Origin of the sequence: Anaerotaenia torta, from assembly GCF_050433395.1 — a bacterium.
GTDB classification, from domain to species: domain Bacteria; phylum Bacillota; class Clostridia; order Lachnospirales; family Lachnospiraceae; genus Mobilitalea; species Mobilitalea torta.
Map to the genome: position 1 here is coordinate 67,136 of NZ_JBNPXH010000012.1, position 13,629 is coordinate 80,764.

Genomic DNA, 13,629 nt, shown 5'->3' on the forward strand with positions numbered 1-13,629 from the left:
CGGATAGAAAGCCAAACTGAGCTCGATGCCGCAATAAATAACATTGCCGGAACAGTAGGTACATGGTATCGCATGGTGATAGGTATGGTTGTCTCGACAAGTCTTGGTGTGGGCACATGGTACCTGGAGGGATTTATTGCATCACCTTTATACGAGTGGCAATGTGTAACTAAATATGGCAATCCAATAGAGGTACTCTATAGGTCAAAAAATAACGGTGTATGGACAAACTGGGGCATTAAATAGCTAATTATATCAATGGATATTCTATCGCAAAATTAACATACTTTACTGATCCAGCACCGGCTCCAAATACTATTTCGATAACGCCATTTGAGCCAATAAAAAGTGCACCAGTATAATATGTTGCCACTTCCCACCCTCCAGTATTGCGCCCTGTTGGTGTCCCCCTTACTGTTATGAGTGGTCTATAATCTGCGGGTGTTCTTGGTAATGTTGCAGCTGTAACCCTGCTGCCAAGAGTACCAACTACAGTAAGGTCCGCTGTTAAAGTTACTTTATTTCCAGCTATGCCCAGTATAAGGCTGCCTGTAAACAAAGACGTATCTAATGATGATGATAGGTTTATTGTCTTAGACGCTAAATTATCATTTTGTTCATTAATCGCCGCCACTAAATCGGCTTTTGCTGTGGTCTTTAAAAGCGCCAGATCTCCGATTGCATCATCACAATCTTTGATGCCTTTGTCCATCTGATTAAGATTAGGCTCGTTTACAGGTGTTGACGTTGATGGACTGTTTTTCCAGTTAATCCTTGCGTATCTCTTCGCCATGCTTCTTCACCTCTTCCTCAAAAGCTTCCTGCTGCTGTGCTACTGCTGCAGCCTCTTTGGATCGCATCAAATTTACATAATCAGCAAAGATGTACTTCAGCACCCCTGCCGGAAGATTGGCCTTGTTGATTGCTTCGACGATATCATTGTTTAATTCTGCGATTCTCAAGTCCATTCCTTTGACAATCTCTTCCACTGGTTCGGGTTTTACTATTGATCTATTTTGGTTCACGGGATCACTCCTTTTATGGTATATTTTGTTATATTGTGGTATAATCTCCTTACAGCTTGTCAGAGCTGAAATATTGAAGAGAGGAGGCGTTGCCATATGAAACTAAATCCGGACTGCATAAGGGATATATTGCTAACCGTTGAAGAAATTGCTACATACAGCAATATATTTGAATATGATCCCGAATCAAGCGACCTTAAAAGGCTAAAATCATATTCCGAAGAAGAAGTCATGTATCATTTACGCCAGTGTAAAGAAAATAACTTCTTCATCAAGTGTACATTTAATATCATTGGAGGGTGTACAATAATTGACCTCTCCCCTAAAGCACATCAGTTTTTAGCTGACATTCGTTCTGATAATATATGGAGCAAAACAAAGGAAACAGCTAAATCTGTGGGCTCATTTTCACTTGACATTTTAGCGAAAATTGCTTCAGCAGTTGCCACTTCACTAATTAACTCGGCATTGGCGGGAAATCCACCAACATAGTAACAACGAGCTCTGTTTTACCTTTGGCAGAGCTCGATATTTTATAATCCAGAACGTTTTTTAACTCAAAATCATCAAGCGATAATTTAATCTTGCCATCTTTATTTCCAACAAATAGATTACTACTCATTTTTGATGCTTTATTATTCATGATCTTCCTCCTTTCTGCGCATAAAAAGAGCAGATACCTTTCGGCTCTGCCCTTAGTCTATATTGATTTATAAGTTACTCAGTTACTGATACGTCACATCTTAAAACAATTACCTGTCCGCCCGCTGTAATCGTGCATGTGATATACGCTTCCCCAGCCGACACTGCCGTTACCTTGCCGTTGGCCGTACCAACCTTGACCACTGATTTATCAGAGGATGCAAAGCGTATATTTGACTTAGCAAGCGTATTCTCCGCCTTGATGGTGTATTTGTCCCCTATGCCTAAATCAAGGCTTGTATCGCTTAAATTCGGGGCGTTATCATCATATCCTATAGTGACAACGGACTGTAACTTGATGATCTCCCCATCTGGAGGAGTGATCTCACAGGTGATCGTTGCGGTGCCCTCAGATACGGCTGTGACAAGGCCATTTTTGCTGTTTACTTTGGCTACCTTTGTATCGCTACTTGTCCACTTGTATGTGGAGCCGGGGATTTTGTCATTTAGGTTTATGTCATAGGTTGTCGCATTGGTGAGTAATACGGTTGATGCGGTGAGGGAAGGGGTTGTGGGTTCGTCTGATTCTTCTGGCTCTGGCACAAATACATTGACCGTATAATACCCCCGCAACTGCTGATAATCTTTGTCGTTCGGAGTGAAAACAAATTCAAGATCCCACTTCCCAAGCCTCATATTATCATAATTAGGAAACTCCAAAACACCATCCATCCTCTTCCACTTTTCATTATAAACTTCAATTGGCGGTAAGTTTCCAATTATATCGCCGCCCTGCCTCATTTCAATACCGTCTTTACCTTGCATACACCAAGATATCAGTTTTCCATCATCCGATTTAAATTCCATCATTTCAGCATAAGCCTTTGAAGGAAAAACCGTAATCATGAAAGCAGTTAAAACTAACAAAAGTACTTTTTTCATCTTCTTTTCACCTCCATAATTGTATTATATCACCAATATCACCAAAATCCACAAAATTAATTAATTTTTAATCATTTCAGCAAAATTGATATTATTTCATGATATAACCCAAACAATAAAGGTATAAATTCATTGTCCCTTAAACCATAATCATATCCAATTATATCACTTTCCGTGTCATATTCTTCAAGATCGGTTCCGTCGTTGTCTTTAAGCATCTTGGAATACTTAGGCGATTTAATCAGCCCGGCGAATTCTTTGTCGGATATACCACATTCTATCATGGCTTCCTCTACTTCTTGAGCAATAAAGCCCACATGCAACCTATCACTTGTCCCGTCGTTATATTTAAATACTCTCGGCATAATCAATCCGGCAAATTTCAAATACTTTTCAGATAAAAAATCTATAGAATGCTTTTTGTTTCTATCAGATGTGACTACTGGCCCCGATCCAAGATATGCTCCGGCCCAATAATTTGATGATGATCCAACGTACATATCGCTTGCATTCGGTATAAAGTTATCCGCCGTAGAAATATATGCAGAGCGCAAACCATTAGTTACTCCTTTGGCATAGGCCGAACCAATATTCCCGATCGTAACAGGCGTATAACCGTTCAATGTGTCACAATCTAAATACTTAATTCTTCCATTTCCGTCCGGCAGTATGCGAGCATTAACCACGCCATTCTTTGATATTTGAATCCCGCCAGAAGAAACTACATTTGAATTTCCGTTCGAGGAATCTGTATATCCAACACCCCCCGCAGCATAACTTGATGATAAGCTTCCCGATGCCATGGATATATATGTAGTGGATACCCTTCCGTTTTCAATTATTGTTGCGTCGGAGCCGGACTGACTCACAATCCTGGCTCCGCTAACTTGACCTCCGCTGATATTTGGTGCTATTATGTTGTTGCCATTTAAAGTCCCTGTAAATGTGCCAGTTGCCGCAACTAATTCACCACTAAATTTTCCGTTCGTCGCTTCCATGCTGCCGTCAAGGTTGATCTTGAACCTACCATTGGCTGTGATGATTCCTTCCAGAGCGATATTGTTCGCCGTTATCCTTGCGGTTTCCGGGCTAAGATTGATTGCCGCTATAACCCCGTCCCTGGAAACCTTTAATTCCATTTCTCCGGCCAATAGTGTAATACTGCTGCTCAGTGTACCTTCTGCTGCTGTGGCTCTGGTGACTTCCGCAGTGATCTGACCGTGCACTACACTAAATGAGGTATCCACATTTTCGGACAGATCCTCCAAATCAATCCGTACTCCCTCGACATCCATCTTGATCCGGGTTGCTTTGCGGTCAAGGATTGCTATCTTTTCATTTACGCTGGTGTTTTGCTTAAGCTCTCGGCTCCCGGAAGCCTTATACTCATCATTTAGCACCTGTATCCCGGTCAGCGTCCGATTAAAGATATAGCCAACCACCGGGTCCTCCTGATCAAACTTAATCATATCCCCAGGCTCCAGATAAGGCAAACCTATGTTAGTGCTCTCATACGGTCTATATGGACGCTTTGCCATGTTGCCAAAGGCATTATTAGCAATCACCTGTAATTCGGCGGCAGATTTGCCATAGGTTAAAAAATTGCCCTGTATGATATATGCATTGGTGCCGGTCCCGACAATTGCCCCAATATCATCCTCGTCTGACCGGATGATCAGCTTATCAATCTCTCTGACCGTGTATTCCTCGAAGCGTACCCGCTCAACACCCCTGCTGATCGTCTCATTAATCAAATCACCTTGTACATATGATGCGTCTGTCTCTGATATCGGGTACAGATCATCACTGGGATAAAGATCATTAGATGGACACAGTCCATAAGTGGGCATCAGTATCACATGCTTAAACTTGCCACTCTCCCGGCTGATATGTCCAAAAGCCCCGTTAATCTCCTCACAGGCTTCTATGACGGTCCGTCCGGGTAAAGATTGCGGCTCTATGGTCCGTGTAACGATCATGCTGTCATTGGGGAGCGGTAGGCGGCTTGTGTCCTGCTCCAAACCGACATACGCCAGAAATGACGCACGGAATGCCGACAATGTCATTGGCAACGGTAGGGATCTATACCAATCCGCTACATCCACGTCAATGCGTTTCATGCGGTCATAGGCTGTGACATCCTTAAATCTCAGATCATCCTGCTTCGGTGCAGTCTCCACTGTAAAATGCCCCAGCGGAAAATCATATGTTTGTGATCCATTGATCACTTGTTGTGTCAGCGAGAATTCTTTCCCTGTAATCTCGTCGGTGACATCGGCAACTGTAAACTTCACTTGGGAAGCATTGCATTTCCCAAATTTGAGTTGCCCACCTGTGCAGATACTTTCCGATAGCTCAAAGTCTCCTTTGTCCTCTGCAAACTGTCCTGTATCAACCGTCAGATTAAGCGCCGGAAAGTTAGCTATCAATTCCTTCGGTACGTTCTGCGGCACATGAGGAAACCGGTCATTTTTATATATCTCTCTGAGTTCGCTCAATATATTTATCATCACTGATCCCCCTCATATGCGATAAATTCAATCTCAAGTGCATTGAGAAAGGTAGCGCCCTTGATCTGTTTTTTGTGTGTATATTTTATTTCTGGGACATAAAAACGCGCTGTTTCGTAATTGTTCGTTTCGTCATTCCAGTACTCCATTGTAATGACATCACGGGGAATAAAAAATGCCTGCAATATAATCTTCTGCCCCATGGAAAGCCAGTCAACGGTTTTAATCGTGATTGTGCTGGGTTTCTCCGGAAGGATGCCCCTGTTTAGTTTTCCCCGCCCATCCCTGTATGCATTTTTGTCCAGCCTTATGTTGGGCGTATCAGAATACCCTTCCGTAGCAAGGAGGCTGTTGGGAAATTGTGTCCCATTAACTTTTATATAATATCCCGCAAAAGCCATAGCACCCCTCCTTAATGTGCAAATATTACATCTCCTGTTGATTCATAATTTTCATTTTCTGCTTCGACTATAGCATCAAGCAATACTCTTTTATCGACCTTAAACACACCGTGTACCATTTTACCGGTACCAGCGCCGCCCATCTCCATAAGAGCCTCTTTAAATGCCTGCTTCATATCCGGGATCGGAGATACAATCTCGGGATACCTGGAATCACCCATAATGGATAAAAACTCTCCGTAATTAGCAGGTACAACGGTACCAGTTGCCAACCTGGGGATTTTAGGAGCAGCAAATTCCGGAACATTAAATCCAATGCTCTTCCCTCCGATTCCCGGAATCCAATCGGGAAGGGTAAAGCTAATACTGTTAATCGCACGGATAACCGAATTAATACCGGATACCACACCGTTTATCATACCGTTGATGATATCAATAATTGCATTTACAGGGGACTTGACCAGATTGATCAATGCGTTAAACACCGTCTTAAATCCAGTTTTAATATTTTCAAGTGCTGTAGCCGCGCCTTTTTTTAGTCCATCCCATAAGCCGGTGAAGAATTTTGCTATCGGCTGAACAATTTTAGTGTCAAACCAATCGCCAACCTTATTCCATGCGGTTTTTATGCCTTCCCAGCATTTTGATGCGGCTTCTTTGACTTTATCCCAGTTTTTCACGAGGAGAACGACTATGGCAATTAATGTACCTATCGCCAATACAACTAATGTAATTGGGCTTGTTAAGATGGCTACCGCTGCGCTAAATGCTCCGGTTACTCCGGTTGCTATAGCTCCAACTACATTCCATATCAGCATAGCGGCATTTACCAGTCCCCATGCAGCAGCAAAGGAACCAACGATTATTGCAAATGTCTCTACGGCACCTTGATGCTCACCGATCCAATCACCAAAGTCTTTTAACTTATCAACAATCCATCCCAATACATCAACAATTACCCCGCCTGTCCATTCCGCTATGGGCTTCAGTAGGTTTTCCCATAGCCATAATGCAAGAGGCTTAAGGGCTTCTATCGTCTCGTTTAAAATATCAAACACTGCGGCCAGCCCTTCAAAGAATAACGGTATGACATCTTCAATCGTCCATTTGGCAAGGGGCAGTAATACATTTTCATAAAGCCACACCAATGCATCCACAATATTTCCTGTAAGAGGTTCCAGTGCCCCCGTAAGCTCCTGGAAGGCTGTTAGTATCGACGTAAAATCAAGAGTGGTTGCCCAGTCCAGTGTTGCCTGACTCATGTCTCTGATGCCGCCCAGAATATTGTTGATTATATTCCAGATATCCTGCAGAATTTGCGTTCCGGTGCCATCCGTAACCCATGCCGTATTAAAGTTTTCCGTTATAGCCGATATAGTATCGTTTATATTCGTAAAAATGATCAGTATATTATCTATAGTTTCTGTACCGGTACCATTGAGCCAGACCGTGCTGAAGCTATCTCTTATTGACCCAATCAATCCAAGTACACTTCCGAAGGCTCCGCTTACAGAGTCAATGGCTGGCTGCCCGTAGATATCCCAGGAGCTCTTGATTGGCTCAAATAAGCCGCTTAAAGTGTCCTTGAATGAATTGACAGTATCGATCAGTTTGCTATCAATCTCAACCTCCTCGAACATCTGTGACGGTTCCGGGATACCAGGTGTTCCAGAAGCCCCTGCTGCATCATCCCCAACTACATTTAATTTATCTATTGGGCTTAATGCCTTCTTAGCTTCCTTTGCTGTTTTCTGCAATGATTTTGCGTAGTCCACCTGGGCATCCTTTGCCTTAGTAAAGGTTGTTGCACCATTTAAAAACACCGCAAAAAACTGTCCGGCTGTCGTTATGGCCTGGGACAGGTAATTGATCAATGTCTGTAGGGCTGGGGTGATCGTCGTTAAAATCGGGTCAAATGCCGTAGCAAAGGAATTTTTTAGTGTCAGCCCGGTTGTGGCAAGCGCGGATAGATTTTTATTTGTACTGGCACTATACTGCGCCAAATTCTGAAACCCTTCCTTCACAGCCGTAGTTGCTGCATTTAATACCCTAAATGCCACGCTAAATAGTAATGACATCTTGAGCAGTTTCATTGCCTTGCCAAGACCGCCGACGCTTTTCTTTGCCTTATCAGCACTCTTAGCAACCTTCTTCGTGCTTCCTGCCGCCTTTTTTTGCTCACCGTCTGCCTTGGTCAGAGACTTTTTATAGTCATTAAGGCCCTGTGAAAGTCGTTGGAGCTTACTGTAAGTCTCATCATATTCCTTGTCACCAAAATAATACCCCTGGGATTCGAGTGATTGGATACGGTCCTTGTAACGGTCAAGTTCATCCACCATGCTTTTGATTTTCTGGTTTCCGCTGTCATCTGCAGGATTTAAGGCGCTTTTAATTGCAATCCCAGCACCGGCAAACGTACCCTTTATGCTGTTTCCGATCTGCCCGAAGATTGCAGGGAGGCTGCGGCCCGTCTGTATTATAAAGTCTAATGTATTTTTGAATTCGGATGCTGACCGTTCTGCTTCATGTACAGATGCAGTGATATCATCCAATGCACTCTCAAGGGCTTCGGCTGCTACTGTATCGCTGTCCGGGATGATATCTGATACAGCGTCCTGTTCCATGGCTGCGATTGCCGCATCTACATTCCTCATGGACTCTTCCATGCGCCGGGCGCTGCCATCTGCGATATCCATGGCCTGTGCTGCACTTCCGGCAGCGGATTCAATTTGTGATGTGTTGATGCCCGCGAAAGCGTCTTTTATGCTGTTACTCAGGTTATCAATTGAGGATTGTAGGTGCTTCATGATATCCTTGAGGTTGTCTACTCCTCCTTCGAATCCATCGGTATCAATTTTGGTATCAAATTTTAGACTTCCATCTGCCATATCGCACCTCCAATCTATCCAAGGATTTTATTCCAGTAATCAATTTCTGCCTGCTCTTCTTCTGACAGTTTTACCTTCAGATCAATGAGCGCTTTATTGTTTCTGTAAAATTCCTGTTCATATTTTTCAAGTTTCTTTCCTTTGTTTTTCTTTGCTCGGATGTTGATAACTGTGGAAAGTAGTCCTTCACCGATTTCATTGAAATATCCAAGAAATGTCCACCAGTGCATATAATCAATTGCCCTGGTCTCAAATCCGGCAACTTTGTTCACAGCGGAAAAGATAATCTTTTCATCCTGTTCCCAGTCCATTACTTTCTTAATCTGCTGATGTTTTGAGCTGTCATCCTGCTCTTCACCACCCTCAAGAAACCATACCGCCATATCATTTGCCGCCTGGTAATCTTCCGGGGGAATTTTCTCCGGCTCTTGATATAAGCACTCGATCATCACTATAACTTTTTCCTGGTCTGAAAGCTCCGGGTCCCCGCAGGCCTGGAATATCAAAAGAGCCACCCGGTAATCACTCCGGATAGCCCTGTATGTACTATTGATTTTTAATTCTTTTGGCAGTTGCCCAATCATTACCTCACCTGCTTTGTATACTTATCAATGCGCTTCTGGCTGGCTGCCTGCTCCGCTTTAATCTCTTTTTCTATGTACGGACCAGCTGCATCAAGAAAACGTTCAAACAAAAACTTCCCCTTGACCGTGCTGATTGGTGACTGGTTTCCAAATGCGGTCTTTGCAACATCCGAATTAAATATATAATTGATCTGTGAGTTAATAATCTCATTGATGTTTGTGATAAGCTTTGCCGCCTCTTCAAGTTCATCCTCTGTGCCTTTTCTGAGTTGGACATCTTTTTCAATCTCTGTTACCGCCAGCATAATATTTTTTTTTGCATCCGAAAAACGTTTTAACATACTGTAATCTGCCGGATTAAACCGGATAACTCTGTTTTCGTCTCCGTTGATACAAAACTCTTTGTAGCCACTGTCAAAATTAAGACTATTCATATATCCTCCTTCATATGGGCAGCGGAAGGAGGTGGACCGCTGCCCATCAAACTGATACTTATAGGTTGATTAATCTGCCGTGAAGGTCTTTGTTGCTACTGCAAACTCGCCTTTAACCCGGTTGCCGATGTTATGTACATTAAATGCAATCTGGTATCCGGTGCTATCTCCACCATAGGATGACACCTCTATCAGTGCGTCCTCTTTGTATGCGGCAAATGATCCGGGGGTCTCCGTAATCGGTTCCCATAGATGCACCTCAACTGTAGTTGTCTTGAGATCATCCAATGTCTGGCGATCATCAATGATCTTTTGCAGCCTTGTAAACATCGGATCATCTTCGTCTGCATAAAATGGTTCTACAGACGCCTGTGCCTCATAGCTACTTATGGTCTTACTGGTTTCTCCTAGTATATTCTGTGCACTGTTGACCTCGGCATTTAACTCCACATTGTACTCCTCTAGGTCTTTTCCCAGCCTGGTATAAGCCGGGGTGCCTGTCGCGGAGGCATCAATGTAGTGAGCCATTAATTGTCTTTTAATCTTTGCCATTATAGCAATACCTCACTTTCTAAATGGTATTTGGCATAAATCTGTAACTGATATGTTACCGGTCCGGACAGATTTTCTGTGTCATTCCCGTATAGCATACCGTTGGCACTGCTCAGTTTAGTAAGCGTAGCCGGTACAGATTTATCGTTTATAGTTACCTCGATCTTTTGTCCTCTGGAAGCACGTTCCAGCCAGTAGGCCAGATCAAGAAAAAATGTGCTGTTCATTATCCTGTCGCACTCTTCACTTGACTGGAATTTAGCATACAACACAAAGTTGTGTTGCCTGTCCTGGTTCCCAATGATATCTTCTTTTAAGAGTTGGTCCCCTGTAGGATATAATCCACAGCTTCCCTCGGCACTCTCCGTAAAATCCACATTTATACCATTGTTAAGCATGGACATCTGTGGGAATACGGATAAAACATCTTTCACCAATTCGATTATATTCATTTTACACCTGCCACCTTTTCAGCCCCTTCACGGATATTGTCCTTATGATCAGCTTTCATCCTCTCAAACCAAAACGGCCCCGCCTGCGGATGGAAAGCGGTGTTATGTTGCAATGGTCTCCCGGTGGGATGCTTTTTCAGCCCTTTCGGAGACCGGAAGCCTGCAAGCTGACCGTTTTCATAAATTGGGAAGCTGGGTCCATATATCTCTCCATAATACTGATATCTGGCGTATGGCGTATCCTGTTTAACCTCTCCGCTGCCTATTATAGTGCTCTGAGTTGCGCTCTTTTCCAATTCTCCATTAAGAAAAGGCGTATAAGGAGCCATTAGCCGGATACACTCCTGGTCCACAAACTTCTGTACCCTTCCGCCAGGCTCAAGGCCCCTTGCTTTTAACATGGCATCAGTAGGTTTTAGCTCTAACCGCCCATCAAATCCCATCTGATCACCTCATTTACAGGATAGTTGATAATGCTGCATCCCTGGACTGCCGTACAGCTTTGCGTCAGCCGCATTAATACCATATACAGTATGGGCGGCTTTAAGTTCCTTTAAGGATGCGGATCGGGTTGCTTCCGTTGTGTTATCAATCTCAAAATCAATCACCTCTTTAACAACCATATCTTTAGCAGTGGCAAAAGTCATTCCTTCCGGGAGATGGGAGGCAGGTATCATGATCTTGATTGTATCCGCCCCGGTAAGGCCGCTTTTAAGGATGCTGGACTGTTTAACCTCATCCCATAAGGCTCCCTTTTTTCCATTTTTCCCGATGACATGGAGTCTATTTATATTCCCGTTTTTATCATACCGATACAAGGTAATATCTACATTCGTATGCATCATCAACACCCCCTATATAACAAATCAGTAAATGCAAGCCAGTTATAGATAATGCCCTTGACAACGTTATTGTGTGCCCGCTCCCTGGCTTCTGCCGTCTCATAGCTGGCGGAGTGCCCTCCTGTGGTCTCTGCTATAAGCCCTTTAACCCCGGCCTCCGTATCATGGTCAGCCGCATCCTTTTTAGAGAGGTATTCGGCCAGCTCACAGCAGCACATCTTGACATCATCCGGGATATTGTTATCCATAACCCTGTTAAAGGTGTACTGCCGAATAATCAGCGTAGCACTCCGTGCATAGGTATCAAAAGAGGCGGCATCAAGGACCGCCCCTTTGTATGTATCTTTGTAATACGTAAAGTCCGCATAATTGGTCATTGCGCCGCCCTCCTATCTTTATCCTCTGGTAATCACCCTTGCAATCGGAATCGCCTTGTGCGGGAAATATTCGCTTGATCCGCCCTCGTTGCTGTTTGCAAGTGACCATTTTGAGCCGGTTTCAAGATTGGCATCCGTGGGGGAAAGTACCGTGCTATCAGTGTAGGAAATACCATAAGGAGCGAATATCTTTCTCTGTCGGCCATACAGTGTATCCTGGCCTCCATTCTTCGCCGGATCTCTGTCTGTTTCATAGGGCACTTTTGCACCGCAATCAGTATACTCGATAGCTCCATCACCCAATACATAGGATGTATACTTGGTATAGGCAGCAACTTCACCAGTCGCAGGTACCTCCTCCACCGGCATGGTATCATCCACAAGTACAAGCTTGCCGTTCAGCGTTGCAAGAGGTAGGGATCTTTCAATGCCGTCACTGTCGGTATACTTCAAGTATTCCAGCAGATTGAGGTTTTCCAACCCTGTAGCAACTGCGGAGTGCATGATTGCAAGTGTAAATTTTGCCTTATTGTCGCCCAGCGCCTTCTGAATGGCGTTATTAAGGGTTACGGCATTAAATACCCCGGTTCCGTCCGTTTTATCGGATACGTCATAGGTATGACCATTTACAAATTCCAAATTCTTTGCTCCAGTCATGGAGAATATACCTTTGAGCACGCTCAATAACGTCTGCTGGTCAATATCGTCCCAGTATTCACCGACCTGGGAAGCGATCTGTGCCATAAAATCGGCTCCTCCGGTAATGTCATATCCAAAGTCCGTCTCTACCCAGGCATTGGCACGGCCTACTACCACCCGCCCCTGTGTGTAGGTCTTAAACTTGTTTGCAGTGATATCGGTAGACCCATTGTAATTCTGTGCAGCCCCTCCAATGCGTCCGAAGATCGGTACAGTAGCGTAATTACCGCCCACCTGGTCCGTGAACTTAGCGGCGATATCGGCTCTGTTTCTGATCGCTTTGGATTTCAGCAGTTCATTCCGGTTGAGGTTTGGTGTCTTCTCGACATAGGCCATAAACACCTCAGAGTTAAAATTCTTACTATCAAAAATTCCGGGCATATTATTTTACCTTCTTTCTTAGATTAATGTGGAGATATCGACATCCGGATGCGCATTTTTATAGGCCATAGCCTCCGCGAGCGTCATTTTTTCCCCTGGTTTACGTGGTTTCGTTGGTTTAACAATGATAGGCGGCTTTGTGCCGTCATTCTCAGATTCAAATGCTGTGGGGTTCGCTTCCTTGAGCTGCTTCATAAAATCATCACCACCCAGAAACTGACCATCTTCAAGCTTGAGCTCTTTTTTTCGGAACTCTTCAATTGCTGCCTTCTTTGCTAACTCGGAAGTGAATTTGAAGGTTTCGAAATACTTATTCAAAGCACCGTCATACTCCATCCTGGCAATTGTTTCATTAAATTCCGTCTCCTTCTTTCCCAATTCTTCTTTGAGCTTTGTGATCTCCCCTTGAAGATCATCGACATTGACACCTTCAAATTTCTTTAATGCTGCCTGTGCCGTATCAAGTAAGGACTTATAGTTATTCCGGTCCTGCTCAATGCTGTCATACTTAGCCTTTCCGACATACTCGCCGGAACCCAAATTCGCAAGCTTGACCTGCTTATCTTTGTTTTCAGGTAGTGCATTGTAGGCCGTAATGGCCGCTTCAAATTCGGGATACTTGTCGCCTAAAATTGCTTTTAAAAATTCCATATATCCTCCATATCGAGCCTGTTTTTAATCGTGGTGCCTTCCACTTCGATGCAGTGTTTAAACGCCTGTCTGCAAGGCAAGATTAGTTTAAACGTCATTTCGGACAATAAAATAAGCCGTATTGCTACGACTCTTCATTCTCATAAAAGGCTGAAATTCTGTCTTTTCGTATGTTGCATTTGTAACCATCCGGGAAGTGAAAAGGAATAAAACTATTATCCTTGATAAATTCATCATCCACGATTTGTC

The 13,629-nt window shown here is 43.7% G+C and carries 17 protein-coding genes; 1 reads left to right on the forward strand and 16 read right to left on the reverse strand.

Annotated features, from left to right (window positions below):
• Positions 1-250: 250 nt before the first annotated feature.
• Positions 251-793 carry a hypothetical protein gene (locus HNQ56_RS18265; RefSeq protein ID WP_429149163.1) on the reverse strand — a complete coding sequence of 181 codons (543 nt, stop codon included), beginning with the start codon at positions 791-793 and terminating at the stop codon, positions 251-253.
• On the reverse strand, positions 768-1,025 hold the full coding sequence (locus HNQ56_RS18270; protein WP_429149165.1) for a hypothetical protein: 258 nt from the start codon (positions 1,023-1,025) through the stop codon (positions 768-770). The genes HNQ56_RS18265 and HNQ56_RS18270 overlap by 26 nt, the downstream gene beginning before the upstream one ends.
• A 96-nt stretch (positions 1,026-1,121) precedes the next feature.
• Between HNQ56_RS18270 and HNQ56_RS18275 the strand changes: the two genes are divergently transcribed.
• A complete protein-coding gene (locus tag HNQ56_RS18275; RefSeq protein WP_429149166.1) occupies positions 1,122-1,517 on the forward strand; it encodes a DUF2513 domain-containing protein in 396 nt (131 codons plus the stop codon).
• On the opposite strand, the gene HNQ56_RS18280 is transcribed toward HNQ56_RS18275, so the two are convergent.
• From HNQ56_RS18280 to HNQ56_RS18345, 14 genes are all read right to left on the reverse strand, one after another.
• Positions 1,483-1,668, reverse strand: coding sequence for a hypothetical protein (locus HNQ56_RS18280; protein ID WP_429149168.1), 186 nt, complete (start codon positions 1,666-1,668; stop codon positions 1,483-1,485). The genes HNQ56_RS18275 and HNQ56_RS18280 overlap by 35 nt on opposite strands.
• 74 nt (positions 1,669-1,742) lie before the next feature.
• Positions 1,743-2,609, reverse strand: coding sequence for an Ig-like domain-containing protein (locus tag HNQ56_RS18285; protein ID WP_429149169.1), 867 nt, complete (start codon positions 2,607-2,609; stop codon positions 1,743-1,745).
• A gap of 71 nt (positions 2,610-2,680) precedes the next feature.
• On the reverse strand, positions 2,681-5,038 hold the full coding sequence (locus HNQ56_RS18290) for a tail fiber domain-containing protein (RefSeq protein ID WP_429149171.1): 2,358 nt from the start codon (positions 5,036-5,038) through the stop codon (positions 2,681-2,683).
• 80 nt (positions 5,039-5,118) lie between these two features.
• Positions 5,119-5,520, reverse strand: coding sequence for a DUF6711 family protein (locus HNQ56_RS18295; RefSeq protein WP_429149173.1), 402 nt, complete (start codon positions 5,518-5,520; stop codon positions 5,119-5,121).
• 11 nt (positions 5,521-5,531) lie between these two features.
• Positions 5,532-8,408, reverse strand: a complete 2,877-nt coding sequence (locus tag HNQ56_RS18300) for a phage tail protein (RefSeq protein WP_429149174.1) — start codon at positions 8,406-8,408, stop codon at positions 5,532-5,534.
• A 14-nt stretch (positions 8,409-8,422) separates the two neighbouring features.
• Positions 8,423-8,992, reverse strand: a complete 570-nt coding sequence (locus HNQ56_RS18305; RefSeq protein WP_429149176.1) for a Gp15 family bacteriophage protein — start codon at positions 8,990-8,992, stop codon at positions 8,423-8,425.
• Positions 8,992-9,426, reverse strand: coding sequence for a hypothetical protein (locus HNQ56_RS18310; RefSeq protein ID WP_429149178.1), 435 nt, complete (start codon positions 9,424-9,426; stop codon positions 8,992-8,994). The genes HNQ56_RS18305 and HNQ56_RS18310 overlap by 1 nt, the downstream gene beginning before the upstream one ends.
• A 69-nt stretch (positions 9,427-9,495) precedes the next feature.
• Positions 9,496-9,978 (reverse strand): hypothetical protein, encoded by a 483-nt coding sequence (locus tag HNQ56_RS18315; RefSeq protein ID WP_429149180.1) that lies wholly within the window; start codon positions 9,976-9,978, stop codon positions 9,496-9,498.
• Positions 9,978-10,430, reverse strand: coding sequence for a hypothetical protein (locus HNQ56_RS18320; RefSeq protein ID WP_429149182.1), 453 nt, complete (start codon positions 10,428-10,430; stop codon positions 9,978-9,980). The genes HNQ56_RS18315 and HNQ56_RS18320 overlap by 1 nt, the downstream gene beginning before the upstream one ends.
• Positions 10,427-10,873 carry a minor capsid protein gene (locus HNQ56_RS18325; protein ID WP_429149184.1) on the reverse strand — a complete coding sequence of 149 codons (447 nt, stop codon included), beginning with the start codon at positions 10,871-10,873 and terminating at the stop codon, positions 10,427-10,429. Before HNQ56_RS18325 ends, HNQ56_RS18320 begins: the two co-directional genes overlap by 4 nt.
• 9 nt (positions 10,874-10,882) lie before the next feature.
• Positions 10,883-11,275 (reverse strand): DUF6751 family protein, encoded by a 393-nt coding sequence (locus HNQ56_RS18330; protein ID WP_429149186.1) that lies wholly within the window; start codon positions 11,273-11,275, stop codon positions 10,883-10,885.
• The gene (locus HNQ56_RS18335; protein ID WP_429149188.1) at positions 11,275-11,649 is read right to left on the reverse strand and encodes a head-tail connector protein; all 375 of its coding nucleotides are present in this window, start codon (positions 11,647-11,649) and stop codon (positions 11,275-11,277) included. The genes HNQ56_RS18330 and HNQ56_RS18335 overlap by 1 nt, the downstream gene beginning before the upstream one ends.
• A gap of 18 nt (positions 11,650-11,667) precedes the next feature.
• Positions 11,668-12,729 (reverse strand): phage coat protein, encoded by a 1,062-nt coding sequence (locus HNQ56_RS18340; protein WP_429149189.1) that lies wholly within the window; start codon positions 12,727-12,729, stop codon positions 11,668-11,670.
• 18 nt (positions 12,730-12,747) lie between these two features.
• Positions 12,748-13,380, reverse strand: a complete 633-nt coding sequence (locus HNQ56_RS18345; protein ID WP_429149191.1) for a phage scaffolding protein — start codon at positions 13,378-13,380, stop codon at positions 12,748-12,750.
• Positions 13,381-13,629 lie beyond the last annotated feature (249 nt).